Genomic DNA, 21,236 nt, shown 5'->3' on the forward strand with positions numbered 1-21,236 from the left:
TCAGTGGCGGTCGTCGTAGCCGGGGTCAATCGTCTCCGGCGTGAGGCCCAGCAGGCTGGCCACCTGCTCGACGACCACGTCGAGGACCAGCGTGCCGAGCTGGTCGCGGTCGCGGGCCCGGGCCTCCAGCGGACGGCGGTAGAGCACGACGGTGGCGAGTTCGTCCCCCGAGGCCGGCTCCGCCCGTCCCAGCGGGATCGGGTCGGAGGACAGCCGGGCGGGACCGTCCACCAGCTCGGCGGCCGGCGGCACCTCCTCGACCGCGAACTCGACCGACGCGAGCTGGGTGCCCCACCGCGGCTTGAGCCGGTCGACCGCGTCGATCACCAGGTCGTCGAACCGCTCGCCGCGGGACTTGGCGATCGGGACGTGCGAGGGCGCGAGGGGGCCGCGCATGCCGCGGCCGTGCCGGTCACGCCGGCGCACCCGCCGCCCTCGATCCGGCCTGTCGCCGTTCCGATCGCTCACGCAGTCAGCTTAGAGCCCGGCCCACCGGTGCGGTGGATCCCGTCGGTTGTGTCCGCTTTGCCCAACAACGTCATGTCGACTTCAGAGATCGCGGAATTGTGGCGACACGTTCAATAAGAGCGGCAGGGTGGTGGCAATGTGAACGCGGACCGGATACGGTCCCTCCGTGAGCCCCGTCCGCAGCTGTTCCCGTACCGCCTGCAGGCAGCCTGCCGTCTTCACACTCACGTATGTCTACGCCGACTCGACCGCTGTACTCGGCCCCCTGGCGACGTACGTCGAGCCACACTGTTACGACCTGTGCGCGGAGCACGCGGAACGGCTCACCGCACCCAGGGGATGGGAGGTCGTGCGCCTCCCGTCAGAGCCCGGCGCCCCGAACGGAGACGACCTGGAGGCCCTGGCGAACGCGGTCCGCGAGGCCGCGCGCCCCGCTCCCGCCGCTGGCGAGCCCGTCGGCCAGGCGGTCGAGGTGGGCCGCAGAGGTCACCTGCGGGTGCTCAAGTCCGCCCAGCCCAACAGGGAGCGATGAGACCCCGCTTCGTGGGTAATCAGGCGCTATAGGCTCAGGTGCGAAGACTTAACGACTTTTAGGGGCGTGCAGTGGCCGACCTCAGCAGGATCTTCAAGGCGTACGACGTGCGCGGCGTGGTGCCGGACGAGCTCGACGAGGAGATCGCTCAGGCCGTCGGGGCGGCCTTCGTCGAGTTGACCGGCGCGTCCTCCGTGGTGATGGCGCACGACATGCGCACCTCCTCCGGCCCGCTGGCCGCGGCGTTCGCGCGGGGCGCGGCCTCCCGGGGCGCCGACGTGATCAACGCCGGCCTCGGCTCGACCGACATGCTCTACTACGCCAGCGGCAGTCTCGGCCTGCCGGGCGTCATGTTCACCGCGAGCCACAACCCGGCCAAGTACAACGGCATGAAGATGTGCCGGGCGGGCGCCGTGCCGGTGGGCTCGGAAACCGGCCTGCTGGAGATCCGCGACCGTGCGGCCGAACTGCTCGCCACCGAGCTGGGCGGCACGCCGGGCGCGGGCACGGTGACCGAGCGGAACCTGCTGGAGGGCTACGCCGCCCACTTGAAGACGCTGGTCGACCTGTCGGGCATCCGGCCGCTGAAGGTGGTCGTGGACGCCGGCAACGGCATGGGCGGCTACACGGTTCCGGAGGTCTTCAACGGCCTGCCGATCGAGCTGACCCCGCTCTACTTCGAGCTCGACGGCAGCTTCCCCAACCACGAGGCCAACCCGATCGAGCCGGAGAACCTGCGCGACCTGCAGAAGGCGGTCGTCTCGCAAGGCGCGGACATCGGCATCGCCTTCGACGGCGACGCCGACCGGTGCTGGGTCATCGACGAGCGGGGCGAGTCGGTCCCGCCGTCCACGATCGCGGCACTGGTCGCGGTGCGGGAGCTGGCCAAGAACCCCGGCGCCACGATCATCCACAACCTGATCACTTCCAAGGGCGTGCCGGAGATCGTCGGCGAGCACGGCGGCAAGCCCGTCCGCACCCGTGTCGGCCACTCGTTCATCAAGGCGGAGATGGCCCGCACCGGCGCGGTCTTCGGCGGCGAGCACTCGGCCCACTACTACTTCCGTGACTTCTGGTTCGCCGACTCGGGCATGCTGGCCGCCCTGCACGTGCTCGCCGCGCTGGGCGAGCAGGACCGGCCGCTGTCGGAGGTGCTGTCCCAGTACTCGCGCTACGCCGCGTCCGGGGAGATCAACAGCAGGGTCGAGGACCAGGCCGCGGCCCTGGCCCGGGTGCGCGAGACCTTCGCGGGCCGGGAGGGTGTTACCTTCGACGAGCTGGACGGACTCACCGTCAGCGGTCCGGACTGGTGGTTCAACCTGCGTCCGTCCAACACCGAGCCGCTGCTCCGGCTCAACGCGGAGGCCGCCGACGAGGAGAAGGTCGCCGCAGTTCGAGACGAAGTGCTCGCCGTTGTAAGGAGCTGACGAGTTGAAGATCGACGACTGGCTGCTGGACATCCTCGCCTGCCCGGCGTGCAAGTCCCCGCTCCGCGCGGTGCCGGACGCGGACGAGCTGGCCTGCACGTCGGAGTCGTGCGGGCTGGTCTATCCGGTGCGTGACGACATCCCGGTGCTCCTCGTCGACGAGGCCCGTAAGGCATGAGCAGTGCCGGAGGGGTCCGGTTCGAGGCCGATCGGCTCGACGACCAGGCATACCTGGTGGAGGGCGACCCCTCCGGCATGCTCCGCTCGGTCGCGTCGGCGTCCGCCCAGGTGCGGGCGGCCTACCGATCGGCGGTGGAGAACGGCGTGGGCCGGGCCGGCCGGGAGGGCCGGCCCCGGGCGATCGTCGTGGCGGGCGTGGGCGCCTCCGCCCTCGTGGGCGACGTGATCGAGGCGCTGTGCCGGTATGGCGCCCCGGTCCCGGTGGTGACGGTGCGCGGCCACCGGCTGCCCGGCTGGGTCGGCGCCGCCGATCTCGTCATCGCCGTCTCCCGCTCCGGCAGGACCGAGGAGACCGTCGCGGTGACCGCCGAGGCCGCACGGCGCGGATGCGCGCTCGCGGGCGCCGGCACACCCGACACGCCGCTGTCGGCCCTGGTCGAGCGGGCGGGCGGGCCGTACGTGCCGGTGGGCGGGGCGACCGGGGTGGCCGGGCAGCCGATGGCCACGCTGTGGTCGCTCATGGTGCCGCCGATCCTGGTGGCGGCCGCGCTCGGACTGGTCCCGGCCGGGGAGAGCGAGTTCGAGTCGGTGGCCAAGCGGCTGGAGGACCTGGCCCATCGGTGCCGCCCGTCCAGCGAGTCGTTCATCAACCCCGGCAAGACGCTGGCGATGGAACTGGCCGGGACACTTCCGGTCATCTGGGGCACCTCACCGCTGGCCGCGGTGGCGGCCCACCGCCTGGCCATTCGGCTGAACGAGGACGCGGGCTACCCGGCGATCTGGGGGGAGCTGCCCGAGGCCGCCCACAACCAGATCGTGACGTTCGACGGCCCTCTCGCCGGGCGGGACGTCTTCGCCGACCCGTTCGCCGACGAGCCGGGGGAGGCCACGCGCCTGCGCCTGTTCCTGCTGCGCGACGTGGAGGAGCACCCGCAGGTGACCAGGTCCCGCATGGCCGCCGTGCGGATGGCCGAGGACCGTGGGGTTCCGGTGTCCGAGATCCTGGCCGAGGGCGTGCACCCGCTGGACCGGCTCGCGGCCCTGATCGGCCTGTGCGACTACGCGAGTGTCTACCTCGCTCTCGGGTACGGGACGGACCCGGCATCGGCCGCGGCGGCGACGGAACTCCAGGCCAGGATTTCCCAATAGGATCGCCTCGGCCGATTGAATTGAGGAGTTCATCGTGAGTGCGGGTGGCGGTACCAAGGCGATCCTTGCGGCGCTCGGCGCCAATCTGGCGATCGCCGTGGCGAAGTTCGTGGCGTTCCTGTTCACCGGGTCGTCCTCGATGCTCGCCGAGTCGGTCCACTCCGTGGCCGACTCCGGCAACCAGGCGCTGCTGATGCTCGGCGGCAAGCGCGCCGCCAAGGGAAGGACCCGCAAGCACCCCTTCGGCTACGGCCGGGAGCGCTACTTCTACGCGTTCGTGGTGGCCGTGGTGCTGTTCACGATCGGTGCCCTGTTCTCCCTTTACGAGGGCTGGCACAAGATCGCCGACCCGGAGCCCGTGGAGTCGCCGATCTGGGCCTTCGCGGTGCTGATCTTCGCGATCGTCGCCGAGGGCTTCTCGTTCCGCACGGCCATCAAGGAGTCGCGCGCGCTCAAGGGCGACCACTCCTGGGTGGCGTTCATCCGGCGGGCGAAGGCCCCCGAACTTCCGGTCGTGCTGCTGGAGGACTTCGGCGCGCTGATCGGTCTGGTCTTCGCGCTGCTCGGGGTGACGATGGCCGTGGTCACCGGCGACGGGGCCTGGGACGGCGTGGGCAGCCTCGCCATCGGCGTGCTGCTCGCGGTGATCGCGATCATCCTGGCCACCGAGACCAAGTCGCTGCTGATCGGCGAGAGTGCGACCCCCGAGGTGGAGGAGAAGATCTGCGCCGCGCTGGAGGCCGCCCCCGAGGTCAGCCGGGTCATCCACCTGCGCACCCTGCACCTGGGCCCGGAGGAGTTGCTGGTCGCCGCCAAGATCGCCGTGGAGCACGATGACACCGCCGGCGAGGTCGCGCGGGGCATCGACGAGGCCGAACGGCGCATCCGCGAGGCGGTTCCGATCGCCCGGGTGATCTACCTGGAGCCGGACCTCTACCGGGCGGACGCGGTCTCGGAGCAGCACGCCGACGCATAACCCCCGTTACATGCGGCCACATTTCCTTGCGCACCGTAATTGAAATGTGATGCACGGTCACTTCAGTGCTGGTGGTACCGGTCGGTAACTTTACCCTTACATTACGGCTGGTTGACCCCGGAGGTGACTCATGATTCAGGGACGCGTGCGGTGGAAACGATTCGCCCTCGTCTTCGTGCCCGCGCTCGCGGTCGCCTCCGTTCTGGTCGGCGCGACCGCCGAAGGGGCGATCGGCGCGTCGTTCGTGGTCTCGGGTGACACGTTCAAGGTCTCCGCGGACACACTGCAGGGCCAGGGCTTCGTGCAGTACGGCAGCACGGTCGAGAACAAGAAGGGCCAGAAGATCCCGGTCGCCGTCTCCGGCATCCGGAAGGCCACGCTGACCAACATGTGTCAGACGGTGCTGGTGAAGTCGCCCGTCGGCGCCGTGACCATCCGGATCACCGCCGGCACGGGCAAGGACCCGGTGATCGCCGAAAACATGATCGTCGATGCCACCCAGATCGAGGGCAACGCGGTCTTCACGAAGCTGGAGGCGGGCCGCGACGCGAGCTCCCTCGACCAGGTGCCCGGTGCCCAGGGCGCGGCGGGTATGTTCGGCCAGCAGGCCGCCGGGGTCACCATCAAGGACTTCCGGCAGGTCTCCTGGGCGGTCAACGCCGCCACGTTCAAGCTGCCGGGGCTGAAGCTGGCCGTGGAGCCCGGCGAGCACGAGTGCTTCTGATGGAGCGGCCGGTGAAATGGCGGCGGTCACGGCCGTTCTGGGGCGGCCTGCTGGTGCTCGCGGCCGGCCTGGAGTTGCTGAGCATCCCGTTCGCGACCCAGGCCCTGCCGCTCGTCATCCAGTCGGGCACGGTCGGCGCCACCTATCTGATCGCACTGGTGCTGATCATCCTGGGCCTGATGATCTGGCTCCAGCCCGGCCAGCGGGCCTTCCTCGGCGTGGTCGCCGTGCTGGTCTCGATCGCGTCGTTCGTCTACGCCAACCTGGGCGGCTTCCTGATCGGCATGCTGCTCGGCCTGGTCGGCGGCGCGCTCGCGGTGGCCTGGGCGCCCGCGGAGACCACCGAGGCCGGTGCGGCGCCGATCGAGCCCGCGGCGCCGCCCGTGCCGGGGGAAGGGGGAATCACCTTCACGGAGCGGCGGGTGGTCAGCGGTGACGAGCGCCTGGAGGCCACTCGGCCGCAGCGGCCCGCCGAACCCGCCGACGAGGGCCCGCGCATCCTGGTCGCCCGGGTCCGCCGCCAAGCCGAGCCCCCGTCCAAGCCCGCGTCCGATCCGGCTTCCGGCGATCTCGACGACCCGGGTGAGGATCCTGACGACGGGGGCGCACGGCCGGGCGGTGGCGGGCGGGGAGACCAGGGTCCGGGTCCCGCCGCCAAGGCGCTGGCCATCGCCGTGCTGCCGGTCATCCTGGCCGCCGGGACCGGCATGGCACGTGAGGACCCCGGAACGGGCGGGCAGGGCGGCTCGCTCCTGCCCGGTGTCGTCCCGAGCGCCGTTCCCGGCGACCTGTCCGACGCTCTCCATGGCGTCCTGCCCAGCGAGGTCCCCACGGCCCTGCCCACCGGTTTGCCCACCGGCCTGCCAACTGACCTCAAGGACGCCGTGGGGTCGCTCACCGGCAGGAAGAGCCCCTCGCCGCCGCCCGGGAAGGACGGCGAGGACGGTGAAGACGATCAGGACACACCGGGGGCCTCGTCCCCGCCCGGGGCGGTGACGGTCGCGACCGAGACGGCAGCCGTCCGTGCGCCCTCGCTGACCATGACCGGGATGAAGTTCACCGGTGTGGTCGAGATGCCCACGGCGACCGGCGCCGTCAAGATGCTCCGCTTCACCATGGACAAGGCGGTGCTGGAGCAGCCCCAGCAGACCATGGGCCCGACGACGCTGACCGGCAGCACGTTCACCTTCGAGGGCAACGTGGTGATCTGCACGACGAAGATGACCGCCAAGCTCCTCGGCGTGCCTCAGGAATTCACGGCGGATCACCCCAACCTGCTGGTCAGGGCGCTCAAACTGGTGCCGTCCCTGAACGTCCCGCTGACGATGACCGACGTCGTCAGCGAGCAGCCGTACGTCACGGCCGACTCCCTCCGGGCGGACGACCTGCACCTCGTGGTCGGCGCCTGACCCCCGAGCGCCTGGCTCACCGGTGCCGCAGCAGCCGCAGGGCCTTCTCCTTCTCGAAGTCCAGCGCCCGGCGCGGCGCCTGGATGCGCCCGATCCGCACGCCGAGATCGCGTACGGCCTGGGCCACCGCGGGCTCGGACAGCGCCCGGAGCGCGAAGGCCAGTTCGGCCGGCGAGACGTCGAACCGCCGCTCCAGCTCCGTCGCCTGGCGCACCGCCTCCAGCTCGTCGGGCCCGAAGCGCCGGTGGGCGCCCTTGTCCCGTACGGGAGGCAGCAGGCCGAGAGCCTCCCGGTAGCGCAACATCCGGGGGGACATGCCGAGCCGCCTGGCCGCCTCGGTGATGCGCATCGTGCCTCCGGTCCCCGTTCCTGGGGTCCACGCTAGACACTCCAGCGGCCCTCCTGCACCCGTGGGCGAGGGAATCTCACAATCTTGTGTCAGGTTTGCGGGCCTGCGCATGCGTTCCTGCGTCCGCGCCGCCTAAACTCGCACCGACGGACAACGGAGGAGACACTCATGGACTTCAAGGTCGCCGACCTTACGCTTGCGGAATTCGGCCGCAAAGAGATCCGCCTGGCGGAGCACGAGATGCCGGGCCTCATGGCGACCCGCAAGGAGTACGCCGCGGCGCAGCCGCTGCGCGGCGCGAAGATCATGGGCTCGCTGCACATGACGATCCAGACCGCCGTGCTGATCGAGACGCTGGTCGCGCTCGGCGCCGACGTCCGCTGGGTGAGCTGCAACATCTTCTCCACCCAGGACCACGCCGCCGCCGCGGTCGTCGTCGGCCCGGACGGCACGGTCGACAACCCCTCCGGTGTCCCGGTCTTCGCCTGGAAGGGCGAGACGCTGGAGGAGTACTGGTGGTGCACCGAGCAGGCCCTCCGCTGGCCCGACGGCTCCGGCCCCAACATGATCCTGGACGACGGCGGCGACGCCACGCTGCTCGTGCACAAGGGTGTGGAGTTCGAGAAGGCCGGCGCCGTGCCGGTGGCCGGTGAGGACGACCCCGAGGAGTGGGCGGTCATCCTCGACACGCTCCGCCGTACGGTCTCTGAGGACAACTGGTGGACCAGCGTGGCCGAGGGCATCAAGGGCGTCACCGAGGAGACCACGACCGGCGTGCACCGTCTCTACGAGATGCACAAGTCCGGCACGCTCCTCTTCCCGGCGATCAACGTCAACGACTCGGTGACCAAGTCGAAGTTCGACAACAAGTACGGCTGCCGCCACTCGGTCATCGACGGTCTCAACCGCGCCACCGACGTGCTGATCGGCGGCAAGGTCGCCGTGGTCTGCGGCTACGGCGACGTGGGCAAGGGCTGCGCCGACGCGCTGCGCGGTCAGGGCGCCCGGGTCATCGTCACCGAGATCGACCCGATCTGCGCGCTCCAGGCCGCCATGGACGGCTTCCAGGTCACCACCCTGGAGGATGTCGTCGGCATCGCCGACATCTTCGTCACCACGACCGGCAACTTCGGCATCATCACCGCCGAGCACATGGCGCAGATGAAGCACCAGGCGATCGTCTCCAACATCGGCCACTTCGACAACGAGATCGACATGGCCGGTCTGGGCCGCATCCCGGGCATCGTGAAGAACAACATCAAGCCGCAGGTCGACGAGTGGGTCTTCCCCGACGGGCACTCGATCCTCGTGCTCGCCGAAGGCCGCCTGATGAACCTGGGCTGCGCGACCGGCCACCCGTCGTTCGTGATGTCCAACTCGTTCACCAACCAGGTGATCGCCCAGCTCGAGCTGTTCACCAAGACCGACGAGTACCCGATCGGCGTGTACGTGCTGCCCAAGCACCTCGACGAGAAGGTCGCCCGCCTCCACCTCGACGCGCTCGGTGTGAAGCTGACCACGCTGAGCAAGAAGCAGGCGGAGTACATCGGCGTCGACGTCGAGGGCCCGTACAAGCCGGACCACTACCGCTACTGACGGTCACTCGCACGACGACGGGGGCGTGGGCCCGGCCCGCGCCCCCCGTCAGGAGGCAGACGGCGTGATTCAGCCGGACAACGCGGCGGACGTCGCGGCGGGCTTCGCGGAGGCCGGAGAGCGGCGCATCGAGTGGGCGGCCCGGTCGATGCCGGTCCTCCAGGCGATCGGCGCCGGTTTCGGTGCCGACCGGCCGTTCGACGGCCTGCGCATCGCCGCCTGCTTGCACGTGACCGCCGAAACGGCGGTGCTCCTCGGGGCGCTCCGGGAGGGCGGCGCCCAGATCGCCCTGGCCGCGTCCAACCCCCTGTCCACCCAGGACGACGTCGCCGCGGCGCTGAGAACGTACGGCATCGTCGTGCACGCCCGCGCCGGGGTGGACAAGGCGACCTACTACCGGCATATCCACCAGGCGCTCGACATCGCGCCGAATGTCGTGCTCGACGACGGATGCGACCTCGTCAACACCCTGCACACCGAGCGGGTCGAGCTCCTCGACGGCGTCATCGGTGGCTGCGAGGAGACCACGACCGGGATCATCCGGCTGCGCCAGATGGCCTCGGAGAGCGCGCTGCGCTTCCCGATGGTCGCGGTGAACGACACCCGGACCAAGCGGATGTTCGACAACCGTTACGGCACCGGCCAGTCGACCCTCGACGGCATCATGCGGGCCACCAACGTCCTGCTGGCGGGCCGCACCGTGGTCGTCGCGGGCTTCGGCTTCTGCGGCCGGGGCGTCGCTGAGCGGGCCAAGGGCCTCGGCGCGCGGGTCATCGTCACCGAGATCGACCCGGTCAAGGCCCTGGACGCCGCGCTGCAGGGCTACGACGTACGGCCGATGAGCCTGGCCGCCGAGACCGGCGACGTGTTCGTGACCGTCACCGGCAACCGAGACGTCATCCGCGCCGAGCATCTGGCCCTGATGAAGGACGGCGCGATCCTCGCGAACGCGGGCCACTTCGACGTCGAGATCGACGTACGGGCGCTGGAGGAGATGGCGCGCGAGGTGCGCTTCGGGATCCGGCCCAGCACCGACGAGTACGTCCTGGAGGACGGCCGCAGGCTGCTGCTGCTCGCCGAGGGGCGCCTGGTCAACCTGACCGCCGCCGAGGGCCATCCGGCCGCGGTGATGGACATGTCGTTCTCCGCCCAGGCCCTCGCCGTCGCATGGCTGGTCAGGGAGTCGGTCCGGATGGATCCCGGCGTGTACGACGTCCCGGCCGACATCGACGCCGAGGTGGCCCGCCTGAAGCTCGCCGCCGCCGGGATCTCGATCGACGCGCTGACCGGCGAGCAGGAGGAGTATCTCCACTCCTGGCGCCTCGGGTCCTGACCTCCCCGGCCCGGCCGTTCCCTCACACCCGCAGTCGCCGGGCTCCCATCTGGCGGTGGTAGGTGAAGGCCCAGCGGTCGGTGCCGGTTTTGTGGCGGGTGTAGCGGTCGGGGTGTTGGTAGCGGTCGCGGTTGTGGAACTGGCAGGCGGGGCCGAGGAGTTTCAGGTCGGTGAGGCCGCCGGTGCTCCAGTTGTCGGCGTGGTCGATCTGGCACATGGTGGCGGGCAGGGGGCAGCCGTCGATCCAGCAGGTGGCGTAGCGGGCGTAGACGGCCCGTCGTTGGGCGGGGGTGGCCAGGCGGACCTTGCGGCCCATGTCCAGCACCTGCCCCTCGGCGTCCATCACCAGCCGCACCAGGCTGCTGGTGCGGGCCAGGCGATGCACACTGGTGAGGGGCAGCATCTGCCCGGTCGCCAGCAACAACCCCGGCGCGGTGCCCAGCAAAGCTCCCGGCACCGCCCCCAGCGCTGCCCTCGGCCCCGGCTCGCCCGGCGCTGCCCCCGGCAGCGTCCCTGACGCTGTTCCCGATGGCGTCCCCGCTGGCCTCCCCAGCGCTGCATCCAGTGGCTTGCCCGGCGGCGTCCTCGGCCCAGGCTCGCTCGACGGTGTCCCGGGCTCTGGCTCCGATGGACTCCCCGGCTCCGGTCTCGGCGCTCCCGGTGCCGCACCTCGCGCCGTCCCTGCTCCCGACTGCTCATGGTGCACGTCGCCGTGGCCTTCGGGCGCGCCCTGCGCATGCCGGCAGTCCCCCGCAGGCTGGTGCCCGGCGTGGGTGTGATGCGCAGCGGCGTCCTCGGGAGGAGGGTCCGACCATTCCTCCGCGCGGGAGTGCGCCGCGCGGGGACGCGCCACATGTGGTGGCGCTACGTGTGGAGGCGTGCCACCGCCGTAGGCAGGCCGTGCTGCTGCGGGCTCGGGGTTTGTTTCAGCGTGGGCCGCCGCGTGGTCTCGGTCTGCGCCCCTGGGCGGTGCGGTGTCGTCGCCCTCGGCAGACGCAAGGTCAAGGTCGGTGCTCCCGGCGGCGGCGTCGGTGGCTGCCCCCGCATCGGCCGCCCGACCGGCCGCTGTCTCGGCATCAGCATCGGCTGCCGGAGCGGCTGCTGTCTCGGCCTCGGCAGTGTCGGGGTCACGTGGCCGGTAGCGGCCCTCACCCTGAGCGGGCGCGGCACCGGTCAGGCCCACGTCGTCGCCCATGTCACAGGGGTCCGCGTCGCTGAGGTTGCCGGAGGCGGCGGGGGCGGCGGCACTGGGGTCGCAACCTTCGGCATCGCTGTCTTCCACCTGGCAGGGCCCGTCAACGCTTCCGCTGCCGCCGAAGGCGCCGGTGTCCTCACTGTCGCAGCCATCCCCGGCACTGGCCGCGCCCTCGGCAGCCTGAGCGTCCCGGCCGTCCTCAGCGCACTCGCCGCCCTGCGCGTCCTCGGTACTGGTCGCACCCTGGGCGTCCCGGCCGTCCTCGGCGTTCTCGGTGTCCTCGGCACCCTGCGGGTCCTCAGAGTTCTCGCCGTTCTCGCCGTTCTCGCTGTCCTTGGCACTCTGGGCGTCTTCGGCGTCTTCGGGGTGGTCGGGGCCGGGGCCGGGGGCGGGGTCTTCGGGGTGGTCGGGTTCGGGGTCGGTGGGCAGGGATTCGGCGTTGACCAGGACCAGAAGCTCAGCGACGATCTTCTGCTCCATCAACGCGATGAACGCATCCGCCTGGCGGACCCGCAGCGGCCGGTCATCGCCCTCCGCACGCGGCTTGGCATAAGCATCCAGCAGCGCCCGCAACCGCGCCGCCGCCTCACGCGGCAGATAAAACTCCCCCTCCAAGCCCCCACCCGCGGTCGGGCGGACCCGCAGAAACCGCCGCCCGTAATCGGCCCGCTCGTCCCGCTCCTCACCATCAGGGTCCAGCACCGCCCGCAGATACCGCCCCGCTTTGGCCACCTCCGCCGGCCCCGCCTTACCCGCCAACTCCAGCAAAATCGGCTCGGCCAGCCCCGCGTGCTCATCGCTCAACCGCGCGGTGGCCGTACAGATCGCCTCCACCACCCCCGCCGACAACACCCCGGCGGCGAACTTCTCCCGCACCCTCGGCAGACGCGCCAACTCCACCGCCAAGGTCAGCAGACGGCCCGCCCCGGCCACGCCCATCCCGGCAGCGGTGCGCAACCAACTACGGGTGGAGGCATGCCCATGCTGCTTGGCCTGCCCCGCCCGATGCACCCGCCCCACCCGATCCGCCAACGCGCACGTGATCCGATCCCGCGCGAACAGCAAATCCTCAGCCTCAGCAAGACAGACATCCGCATCGCCCGGCAACGCCGCCAGCGCCAACGCCTGCGCCGACTCACGCAGCGAACTCACGAGCACCCACGACGACCGGCCCCGAGAAGCACCAGTAGCAGCATCCGGGGCTCCGGAACCATCGGCTCCCGTTTCGGCGCCGGCGCCAGTCGCCCCACAATCGCTATGCGCCCTTTCGGTGCATTGGGCTTGATCGTTAGCGATCGGGAAATATTCAGGACGGCAGTCGTCGCGGGCGAGCGAACCGTCGGATGCCCACAATGGCGAACGGGCTGTCAGCTGATCCCACCAGCCGTCATCAGTGCTGTTCGAACGCCGATGGTGATCAGGATCGAACATGGACTTATCCATCACACCCCCAGCTAAGAGTCAGCCACGAATTCGAAAACTTGTATCAATCGTGTCATGCTCTGGGAATGAGAGGCAAGCTCGGTAGACGATTTCCTGGAGCCACAGGAAAGGCGGGACTTTTCGCCAACTATGCGTTGTAAGTCCCGGCCTAAGTGCTGAGGGCTCGCGTGACAGTAAGGCTGTCCTCATAAATGTGATAACGGGTGATGAGTCCCTCTTCGACGCTGAGGTGCAGCGCGAAAGGTGAGGTGTAGGCGGTGCCTCCGGCCCGGACCGTCTGTGCGATCTCTCCGAGCACGACGGCGTGCGTCCCGTCGACCAGGATCCGCGTCACCGATGTGCCGTTGAGCTCGGGCACATGGTGGGCCTCCAGCGACCGGAAGTGGTCCGCCACCTCGGCCCGGCTGGACCGGGGCCGGATCCAGGGAACCGCCGAGTGCCCCTCGGCAGGCCAGGAGAGCCGCCAGTCGACGGGCTCGGCGAAAAGCTCCGCCGTACGGTCGTGATCGCCTTCCGCCATCCGGCGCAGCAACTCCTGCACGACGTCATAAGTGTCACTACTCATGCCGCAACTCTTGTCGGCTCGGGCGCGATGCGTCGATTACCGGTGAGGTAACGCGACCGGCGAGATGAAGGGCAGGGAGGTGAAGGGCAGGGAGGTGAAGGGCGGGGGAGACCCAGTCCCGTGCGTCTCGCGCACCCGCCGGATCCCGGCGGCTTGTTCGGCGATCGCATCCGTGTCGCATCCGGCTCACATCCGTGGCCCATGCAGGCGGAGTCAGGGCTCGTGCCGTGAGTACGGCAGGCATCGGCCACACAGCACGGAGGCGGGCACCTCCGGTGCGACCTCTCCCTCAACGCACCGGCGATGCCCGCCTCAACCCCACTGCAGGTATGCCCCATGACCTGCAAGGACCACAGGTGCCCTGCAAATCGGGGTCTACACCTAAATGGGTGGAACAAATCCTCCCGATGTCGTCGGGCCGTCTCCACGCGGCGGACCTGCCTCCCGCGGCGGACCTGCCTCCCGCGGCGGCGCCGCCGGTACGCCTTGTCCCTGCACGCCGTACCCTTGCGGGCCGTACGGCGGGGGCGTGGAACGAGCCCGGGCGAGCCGCATCTCCTCACGGCGCCTGCGCTCGGCCAGCACGGCGGCCAGATAAGCGTGCGGCGGAACACCGGGCGGGGGCGGCGGCGCCACCCGCGCGCTGATCTGGCCGGCCACGCGCAGCCCCATCTCGTCGCGCGTCTGCGGGCTGAGCTCGTGCCACCGGGACAGATACTGCCGGGCGGTGTTGGCCAGGTCGTCGGACAGTCCGGACAGCTGCAGCGTCGCGGCCCACGACGCGAGCGCCGGAGGCATCTCCGGCGGCGGGGCCTGGCGTGGCGAACGCTCCCCGATGACGGTCGTCCCGGCGAACACGTCCCCCAGGCGCTTGCCGCGCTGGTTGAGGAGCGACGTGATGAGCGCGGGAGCGCCGAGGAACGTCCAGAACTCCAGGAACCCGGCGAGCCCGCGGAACAACGCCTGCCGGAAGCGCACCGGCCCGCCGTCGTCGCTCACCACGCGCAGGCCGAGTGCGAGCTTACCCAGCGAGCGGCCCCTGCTGATCGTCTCGAACGCGACCGGATAACCCACCGTGACCAGCACGACGAACAGGATGAGCAGGCCGGTGGCCAGCGACTCGTCGGTCACCAGGGATGCCTGCGAGACCAGCACGACGGCCAGGATGATCACGGCCCACTGCACGGCCCAGTCGATGAGGAAGGCCAGGGCGCGGCTGGGAAGCTGTGCGACGCGAACCTCTACGACGACCGCTTCGCCGGTCACGACTTCGGACACACTGCGCACCCTACTGCCCCCCGCCGATAAGGTCCGATCCGTGGACATCGATGCGTTCGTCGCCGCGAGCAAGCCGTCCTGGGACCGGCTGGACGACCTCGTACGGCGGCAGCGCAGGCTGCGCGGCGCGGAGGTCGACGAGCTGGTCGAGCTCTATCAGCGGGCGGCGACCCACCTGTCCATCGTGCGGTCGGCGTCGTCCGACGCCCTTCTCGTCGGACGCCTGTCGTCGCTGGTGGCGAGAGCGCGCTCGGCCGTCACGGGCGCCCACAGCCCCGCTTGGAGAGAGGTCGCCCGGTTCTTCACGGTGTCGTTCCCCGTGGTGGCCTACCGGGCGCGCCGGTGGTGGATCGGTGTCACGGTAGCCTCGCTCGCGGTCGCGTACGTCGTGGGCGCGTGGGTGGCGCGCGATCCGGCCGTGCAGAGCCTCGTCGGCACACCGGAGGAGATCCGGCAGATCGTCGAGCACGATTTCGCCGACTACTACTCGGAGAACCCGGCGGTGTCGTTCGCCGGCCACGTGTGGCTGAACAACGCCTGGCTGTCCATGCAGGTCGTGGTCTCGGCGATCCTGCTCGGCCTGCCCATCCCCTGGATCCTGTTCCAGAACGCGGCCAACGTGGGGCTCATGGGCGGCCTGATGCACGCGCACGGCAAGGCGGACGTGTTCTGGGGCCTGATCCTGCCGCACGGCATGCTGGAGCTGACCGCGGTCTTCCTGGCGGCTGCCGCCGGGCTTCGGCTGGGCTGGACCGCGATCGACCCCGGCCCGAGGCGGCGCGCGGAGGCGCTGGCCGAGCAGGGCAGGGCCGTGATGAGCGTCGCGCTCGGCCTGGTCGTGGTGCTGCTCGTCTCCGGGCTCATCGAGGCGGGGGTTACCCCGTCGGGCCTGCCGACCTGGGCGCGCATCTCGATCGGCGCGCTCGCGGAGGCGCTCTTCCTCGCGTACGTGATCTTCTTCGGCCGCCGGGCGGAACGCGCGAACGAGACGGGAGACATCGAGCACGCTCCCGACCTTGCCCCCACAGCTTGAGCCCCCACAGCCTGATCAGAGCCGGCCGGTGGCCTTCAAAGCGAGGTACGCGTCCGCGAGTGCCGGGGCGACGTCCTCGGGCAGGGCGTCCACGACCTCCACGCCGTGGCGGCGTAGCACCGCGGTGATCTCGCGTCGCTCGCCGCGCAGCCGTTCGGCCGCCGCGGCGTCGTAGACGGATTCGGGGGTGCCGCGCCCGGCCGCCATTCCGGCCACGCGAGGATCGGCGACCGAGGCCACCACCACCATGTGCCGGGACGACAGGCTGGGCAGCACGGGCAGCAGCCCCTCCTCCATCGCCGTGGCGTTCAGGTCGGTCAGCAGCACCACCAGGCAGCGCCGCCTGGCCCGGGACAGCACGGCCGCCACCATCCCGGCCGCGTCGGCCTCGACCAGCTCCGCCTCGATCGGCGCCATCGCGTCCACCAGCGACGACAGCAGCTCCGTGCGCGACGCGCCGGACACCTGGGCCCGTACGGTCCGGTCGTAGGCGAGGAAGTCGACGCGGTCGCCGGCCCGCGCGGCGAGCGCGGCCAGCAGCAGCGCGGCGTCCATCGACCAGTCCAGCCGTGGCCAGCCGGAAGGGCCGGAGCCGGGCACGGGCGCCTCCCCGACCCGGCCCGCCGAGGTGCGGCCGGTGTCGAGCACGATGAGCACACGGCGGTCGCGCTCGGGTCGCCAGGTGCGCACGACGACGTCGCTGCGCCGGGCGCTCGCCCGCCAGTCGATCGAGCGGACGTCGTCGCCCACGACGTACTCACGCAGCGAGTCGAATTCGGTGCCCTGGCCGCGCACCAGCGCCGGATGCCGTCCGTCGAGCTCGCGCAGCCGGGCCAGCCGCGCCGGCAGATGCCGCCGGCTGAGGAACGGCGGCAGCACCCTGACGGTCCACGGCACGTGGAACGTCCGCTGCCGCGCCGCCAGGCCCAACGGCCCGACCGAACGGACCGTCACGGCGACGGCCTCCCGGTCGCCCCTGCGGGTGGGCGTCAGCGTCGTGACCAGGCGCCGCCGCTCGCGGGCCGGCACGTCGAGCGTCATCCGGCGCGCAGCGGCCCCGGCCGAGGGCTGCCAGGCGTCGCGCAGCACGCCCCGGATCCGCCGCGGGCCCGGGTTGTCCACGACGAGGCCGATCGCCGCCGACTGCCCGAGGCGCACCCGCCGTTCGCCGTCGCGCTGGAAGCGCAGCCCGCGCACGGCGCCCGCGAGCAGCAGGTCGGCCGCCACGAGCGCGACGAGCACGAGCGCCGCGGCCAGCACGACCAGGCCGGGCTCGGGGGCGAGGAGCACGACGATCGCGGCGAGGGCGGCGAGCAGTCCCGCGCGTCCGGTCAGCGCCACGCCGCCCTCACCGGGGAACGGGGACGGTGGCCAGGATGCCCTCCAGGATGCCGTCGGGGGTGGCGCCCTCCAGCTCGGCCTCCGGGCGCAGTCCCACGCGGTGGCGCAGGGCGGGCCGGGCCAGGGCCTTCACGTCGTCCGGCGTCACGTACGACCGCCCCGACAGCCACGCCCACGCCCGCGCGGCGGCCAGCAGCGCGGTCGCCCCGCGGGGCGAGACGCCGAGCTGGAGCGAAGGCGACTGCCGGGTGGCCCGTGCGACGTCCACGATGTAGCCGAGCACCTCGGCACTCGCGTGGACCTGCGCGACCGCCCGGCGTCCCGCCGCGAGGCCGGCCGCCGACGCCACGGGCTTGATCTCCGTCAGGTCGCGGGGGTCGAAGCCGAGCGCGTGCCGTTCGAGGACGGCGATCTCCTGCTCGCGCGGCGGCAGCGGCACGGTCAGCTTGAGCAGGAACCGATCGAGCTGCGCCTCGGGCAGCTGGTAGGTGCCCTCGTACTCGACGGGGTTCTGCGTCGCCACGACGATGAAGGGATCCGGCAGCGCGCGGGCCGTGCCCTCGACGCTGACCTGCCGCTCCTCCATGGCCTCAAGCAGGGCGGCCTGGGTCTTCGGCGGTGTGCGGTTGATCTCGTCCGCGAGCAGCAGGTTGGTGAAGACCGGCCCCTCGCGGAACTCGAACTCCGCCGTCCTCGCGTCGTAGACCAGCGACCCGGTGATGTCGCCCGGCATCAGGTCGGGGGTGAACTGCACCCGCTTGAAGTCCAGCGTGAGCGCGGCCGACAGCGTGCGTACGAGCAGGGTCTTGGCGACGCCGGGCACGCCTTCGAGCAGCACGTGACCCCGGCACAGCAGCGCGATGACCAGGCCGGTGACAACCGGGTCCTGGCCCACGACCGCCTTGGCCACCTCCGCCCGCAGCGCGGCGAGCGCCTCGCGGGCGGCGTCCGCGTCCGATTCAGGTGTGGTCACGAATCTCGTACCTGCCTTTCGAGTGTGTCCAGGTGGGCGGCGAGGATCACCAGAGCGGTGTCGTCCCCGGGCGGCGGGCCGCACAGCAGCGCCAGCACCGGTGCCGGGTCGCGGCCGGTGCGCGCGGCCGCGGCGACGGCCACCTCCTCCGCGGTCGCGGTGCGGGGCAGCCCGAGGCGGGGGGCGAGCCGGTCGGTCGCGGCGGCCCGCAACGCGAGGGCGGCCCGGTCCCTGGCCCGGCGGGACCGGTACAGGCGTCCGCGCCCCTCCACGGTCTCCGCGGCCCGCACGACCACGGGCAGGCGTTCGATCACGACGGGCCCGAGTCTGCGCCCGCGCCACAGGGCGGCCAGGGTCACCGCGACGATGAGCTGGACGACCGCCCACCTCACGCCGCCGGGGATGAGGTCGCCGAGCGAGCGGACCTGCCCGTCCGCCCCTGCGCCGGGGTCGCCCGCCTCGTCCGGATCGTCGGGCTCGGCGAGCCAGACGAGTTTCGGCCGCGCCCCGGCCAGGTTCAGCGCGAGCGCCGCGTTGCCGTCCTCCGCGAGGCGCAGGTTGGTCATGAACGACGCGTCGCCCAGCACGGTCACCGTGTGCCCGTCGGCGGTGTAGCGGACCAGGGCGTGCCCGTCGTCGGCCGGATAGCAGCCCGTGGCCCCCGGCGGCCCGGTGAAGGACGTTCCGCCGGTGTAGGCGTCGCCTGCCCGCACCGCCTCCCGCAGCGCGCACTGCGGAGCCCGTGACCGGGCGCGCACGGGGCCCTGCCTGCGTACGCCGGGGGCGAGCACGTCGAGGTGCGGCACGGCGCCGGCCACGAGCCGGTCGCCGGGGGCCTCGGCGATGCGGCGGGCGGCGTCGCGGTTCAGGAAGCTCGCCTCGGTGACCAGCAGCAGGGTCTGCGGCCCGGCGGCGGCCACCGCCGCGCCGGGCGTCTCGACCCGGACCACCTCCACCCCGTGCGCCTCCAGCAGCCGGGCGAGTGCGCCGCTGCCGTTCAGCGAGGTGTCGGCGGGATCGAGGGTGCGGCCGCCGGACTGTTCCCCCGTCAGCAGCAGGGGCAGCACCGCCGTGACCAGCACGAGCACCACCAGCAACGTGACCTGGGCCGCCTGCCGCACGCGCCCCGCCGTCGTGGCGGTCATGCGGCCGCGCCCGTGCGGGCCGACCGCAGGCGCTCGTCCAGGGCGGTGAGCGTCAGGTAGCCCTCTCTGGTGCCGCCCGCCCCGCCGTAGGTCACGTCGTCGAACAGGCGTGCCGCCGCGCGCAGGTCCGCCGCGTGGGGTGGCAGCGCCTGCCCGGCGACCTCGGCGAGCTCCACGGCGGTGCGGCCCGGCATCGGGGTGACGATCGCGCGTTCCTCCAGGTCGCGGGCGATCGCGCGCAGCCGCTCCTGGATGGCCCCGGCCCAGCCGCCCTCGGCCGCCAGGCGCTCGGCCTCGGCGCGATGCTCGGCGGCCGTCCGCTCATGCTGCCCGAACACGGCGCCGCTGTCCGTACGCCGGCCGCCGGAGAAGCGGCGCAGCGCCCATAAGAGCAGCACGGCCAGGACGGCGAGGACGACGGCGATCACGACGATCGACCTCACGCCGCCTCCGCCCGTCCCGCCGCCGCTCATGATGTCGCCGAGGAACTGGGAGATCTCCCGCTGTAGCCGGTCGAACAACGGCTCGTGCTGGTAGCCCGCCCGGGACAGCTCCCGCGCGGCCTCCCGGGCGGCCTGGTCGCGGCCGACGTCGAGCGGCGAGGCGAGCAGCGCCGCCGCCCGCACGGTCGTCACGCCTGAGGCCCGTATGGCCCGTACGGCGGTCCGGACGGGCCGGACGCTCCGTACGGCCCATACGGCGGAGCCCCCTGATACGGCCCGGACTGCGGCCCGGAGGCCGCCCCCGTCCCGGCGGCGTAGCTCGGGTGCCACAGGTCGTCGACCCCGGCGTGGATCCAGCCCTGCGACTGGTTCTGCGCCGCCGCCGTCTGCAGCACGAGGTCGAACGCCTCGGCCCGCATCCGCCGGTCGGCGTACAGCAGCCCGGTCACGCCCGCCTGGAAGGGGTAGGTGATCATGGAGGCGATGACCTGGCCGACCGCCAGGAGGAGCGCCGCGATCACCGTCCCGGCGGTGGTGCCGCTGTTCAGCATGCCGAGGAGCGAGCCGCCGAACGTGAACGGGATCGCCAGCACGTTGCTGATGATGGCCGCGAGTATGGCGGTGAGCAGCAGAATGCCGAGCACCCGCCAGCTGTCGCCCTTCACCAGCCGCCACGACCGGCTCATCGCGTCGGTGACCCCGCGGCCCTCCAGCACGACGGCGGGGGCCGACAGCGACAGGCGCGTGTAGAAGAACAGCAGATAGGAGATGTAGGCCAGGAGGAACAGCAGGCCGAAGAGGGCCCCGATCCCGGCGGTGGCGGCCCCCATGGAGTCGAACGCGCCGGCCGCGGCCAGCACCACGAACACGGCGGCGAGCGCCAGCAGCGGCAGCAGGAGGATGAGCGCCTGCAGCAGCACCAGCCCGAACAGCGCGAGCACCCGCGACCGCGCCAGCCGCCACGCCTCGCCCACCGTGATGCGCCCGCCGAACACCGCGCGGCCCAGCACTCGGGTCAGGACGCCCGTGAGGACGGTGGTGCCGACGAACGTCATGACGTAGCTGAGGATCGCGCCGATGTACTGCGCGGCCAGGCCGGCGATCGGCACGTTCACCGTGTCGGCGGAGTACGGGTCGGCAATGAGATCGCCGAGCGAGCCTAACGAGATGGCCTGCCCGATCGCGGCCGGGATTCCGGTCACGGCCGCCACGATCGCCGACAGGCCGAGCGTGGCCCTGGGGTTCGAACGGATCAGCTTGATCGTGCCGTCGAGGATGTCGCCGAGTGTCAAGGGGCGCAGCGGGATGATGCCCGGCCGCGGCGCGTCCGGCGCCCGGTACCCGTACTGCCCGCCCGCATAGGGCGCGTACGGCGCGGCCGAATGCGGCGTGCCCGGATAAGGGGAGGCCGGATGCGGCGCGGACGGGTGTGGCGCGGACGGGTTCGCGCCCTGCGGCGCGCCGGCGCCGGGGGAGGCCCAGGAGGGTCCGGATGCCCCGGCGGCCCCGCCGTACGGGGGAGGTTGCTCGGCCGCCCAGCCGGAGGGCATGTCGGGGGTGGAGCCGGGGCCGTCTGTCATGTCCCAATCCTGGCATGATGTACGCGCGCGCCGCGCGGCCATACTGGAGGGCTCGGAAGGGATGGCCGAAACGGGGGGTGCGGGCGCACACTTGGAA

General features: G+C 71.8%; 20 protein-coding genes. 10 read left to right on the forward strand and 10 right to left on the reverse strand.

All coding sequences use genetic code 11. The features are described 5' to 3' along the window. A complete protein-coding gene (locus tag ACGFIB_RS16190) occupies positions 1-468 on the reverse strand; it encodes a metallopeptidase family protein (RefSeq protein ID WP_229689544.1) in 468 nt (155 codons plus the stop codon). Positions 469-634: 166 nt separating this feature from the next. Between ACGFIB_RS16190 and ACGFIB_RS16195 the strand changes: the two genes are divergently transcribed. From ACGFIB_RS16195 to ACGFIB_RS16225, 7 genes are all read left to right on the forward strand, one after another. Further along, entirely contained in the window at positions 635-1,000 is a 366-nt protein-coding gene (locus ACGFIB_RS16195) for a DUF3499 domain-containing protein (RefSeq protein ID WP_142569491.1), read from the forward strand. A 71-nt stretch (positions 1,001-1,071) separates the two neighbouring features. Beyond that, complete coding sequence (locus ACGFIB_RS16200) at positions 1,072-2,427, forward strand: phosphomannomutase/phosphoglucomutase (RefSeq protein WP_142569493.1); 1,356 nt, start codon at positions 1,072-1,074, stop codon at positions 2,425-2,427. A gap of 4 nt (positions 2,428-2,431) precedes the next feature. Further along, the gene (locus ACGFIB_RS16205) at positions 2,432-2,605 is read left to right on the forward strand and encodes a Trm112 family protein (protein ID WP_076432865.1); all 174 of its coding nucleotides are present in this window, start codon (positions 2,432-2,434) and stop codon (positions 2,603-2,605) included. Beyond that, on the forward strand, positions 2,602-3,756 hold the full coding sequence (locus tag ACGFIB_RS16210; RefSeq protein ID WP_393372346.1) for an SIS domain-containing protein: 1,155 nt from the start codon (positions 2,602-2,604) through the stop codon (positions 3,754-3,756). The genes ACGFIB_RS16205 and ACGFIB_RS16210 overlap by 4 nt, the downstream gene beginning before the upstream one ends. Before the next feature lie 34 nt (positions 3,757-3,790). After that, entirely contained in the window at positions 3,791-4,732 is a 942-nt protein-coding gene (locus tag ACGFIB_RS16215; protein WP_357259421.1) for a cation diffusion facilitator family transporter, read from the forward strand. A 130-nt stretch (positions 4,733-4,862) separates the two neighbouring features. Beyond that, the gene (locus ACGFIB_RS16220; protein ID WP_142569499.1) at positions 4,863-5,456 is read left to right on the forward strand and encodes a DUF6230 family protein; all 594 of its coding nucleotides are present in this window, start codon (positions 4,863-4,865) and stop codon (positions 5,454-5,456) included. Positions 5,457-5,467: 11 nt separating this feature from the next. Continuing rightward, a complete protein-coding gene (locus ACGFIB_RS16225; RefSeq protein WP_393372350.1) occupies positions 5,468-6,865 on the forward strand; it encodes a DUF6114 domain-containing protein in 1,398 nt (465 codons plus the stop codon). Between the two features lie 16 nt (positions 6,866-6,881). Here the strand turns inward: ACGFIB_RS16225 and ACGFIB_RS16230 are convergent, their stop codons facing one another. Continuing rightward, the gene (locus ACGFIB_RS16230) at positions 6,882-7,214 is read right to left on the reverse strand and encodes a MerR family transcriptional regulator (protein ID WP_142569503.1); all 333 of its coding nucleotides are present in this window, start codon (positions 7,212-7,214) and stop codon (positions 6,882-6,884) included. Positions 7,215-7,382: 168 nt separating this feature from the next. On the opposite strand from ACGFIB_RS16230, the gene ahcY reads away from it, so the two are divergent. Beyond that, positions 7,383-8,810 (forward strand): adenosylhomocysteinase, encoded by a 1,428-nt coding sequence (gene ahcY / locus ACGFIB_RS16235; protein ID WP_357239284.1) that lies wholly within the window; start codon positions 7,383-7,385, stop codon positions 8,808-8,810. Positions 8,811-8,877: 67 nt separating this feature from the next. After that, on the forward strand, positions 8,878-10,143 hold the full coding sequence (locus ACGFIB_RS16240) for an adenosylhomocysteinase (protein ID WP_373292476.1): 1,266 nt from the start codon (positions 8,878-8,880) through the stop codon (positions 10,141-10,143). Positions 10,144-10,165: 22 nt separating this feature from the next. Here the strand turns inward: ACGFIB_RS16240 and ACGFIB_RS16245 are convergent, their stop codons facing one another. From ACGFIB_RS16245 to ACGFIB_RS16255, 3 genes are all read right to left on the reverse strand, one after another. Then, positions 10,166-12,781 (reverse strand): DUF222 domain-containing protein, encoded by a 2,616-nt coding sequence (locus ACGFIB_RS16245; RefSeq protein WP_393372354.1) that lies wholly within the window; start codon positions 12,779-12,781, stop codon positions 10,166-10,168. A 148-nt stretch (positions 12,782-12,929) separates the two neighbouring features. After that, entirely contained in the window at positions 12,930-13,346 is a 417-nt protein-coding gene (locus ACGFIB_RS16250) for a nuclear transport factor 2 family protein (RefSeq protein ID WP_357239290.1), read from the reverse strand. Positions 13,347-13,727: 381 nt separating this feature from the next. Beyond that, positions 13,728-14,624 (reverse strand): RDD family protein, encoded by an 897-nt coding sequence (locus ACGFIB_RS16255; RefSeq protein WP_393372358.1) that lies wholly within the window; start codon positions 14,622-14,624, stop codon positions 13,728-13,730. A 40-nt stretch (positions 14,625-14,664) separates the two neighbouring features. On the opposite strand from ACGFIB_RS16255, the gene ACGFIB_RS16260 reads away from it, so the two are divergent. Then, positions 14,665-15,657 carry a stage II sporulation protein M gene (locus tag ACGFIB_RS16260; protein WP_393372361.1) on the forward strand — a complete coding sequence of 331 codons (993 nt, stop codon included), beginning with the start codon at positions 14,665-14,667 and terminating at the stop codon, positions 15,655-15,657. Between the two features lie 15 nt (positions 15,658-15,672). Here ACGFIB_RS16260 and ACGFIB_RS16265 read toward each other — a convergent pair whose 3' ends face one another. From ACGFIB_RS16265 to ACGFIB_RS16285, 5 genes are read right to left on the reverse strand one after another with little or no spacing between them, the layout of a single operon-like run. Further along, the gene (locus ACGFIB_RS16265; protein WP_393372364.1) at positions 15,673-16,998 is read right to left on the reverse strand and encodes a DUF58 domain-containing protein; all 1,326 of its coding nucleotides are present in this window, start codon (positions 16,996-16,998) and stop codon (positions 15,673-15,675) included. A 7-nt stretch (positions 16,999-17,005) separates the two neighbouring features. After that, positions 17,006-17,971, reverse strand: coding sequence for an AAA family ATPase (locus tag ACGFIB_RS16270; protein ID WP_142569518.1), 966 nt, complete (start codon positions 17,969-17,971; stop codon positions 17,006-17,008). After that, positions 17,968-19,116 (reverse strand): DUF4350 domain-containing protein, encoded by a 1,149-nt coding sequence (locus ACGFIB_RS16275; protein WP_393372367.1) that lies wholly within the window; start codon positions 19,114-19,116, stop codon positions 17,968-17,970. The genes ACGFIB_RS16270 and ACGFIB_RS16275 overlap by 4 nt, the downstream gene beginning before the upstream one ends. Further along, on the reverse strand, positions 19,113-19,751 hold the full coding sequence (locus ACGFIB_RS16280) for a DUF4129 domain-containing protein (protein ID WP_393372369.1): 639 nt from the start codon (positions 19,749-19,751) through the stop codon (positions 19,113-19,115). The genes ACGFIB_RS16275 and ACGFIB_RS16280 overlap by 4 nt, the downstream gene beginning before the upstream one ends. Continuing rightward, entirely contained in the window at positions 19,748-21,139 is a 1,392-nt protein-coding gene (locus ACGFIB_RS16285) for a glycerophosphoryl diester phosphodiesterase membrane domain-containing protein (protein ID WP_393372372.1), read from the reverse strand. The genes ACGFIB_RS16280 and ACGFIB_RS16285 overlap by 4 nt, the downstream gene beginning before the upstream one ends. Positions 21,140-21,236 lie beyond the last annotated feature (97 nt).

This window comes from Microbispora bryophytorum, assembly GCF_043197435.1.
Taxonomy (GTDB): Bacteria; Actinomycetota; Actinomycetes; order Streptosporangiales; family Streptosporangiaceae; genus Microbispora; species Microbispora bryophytorum.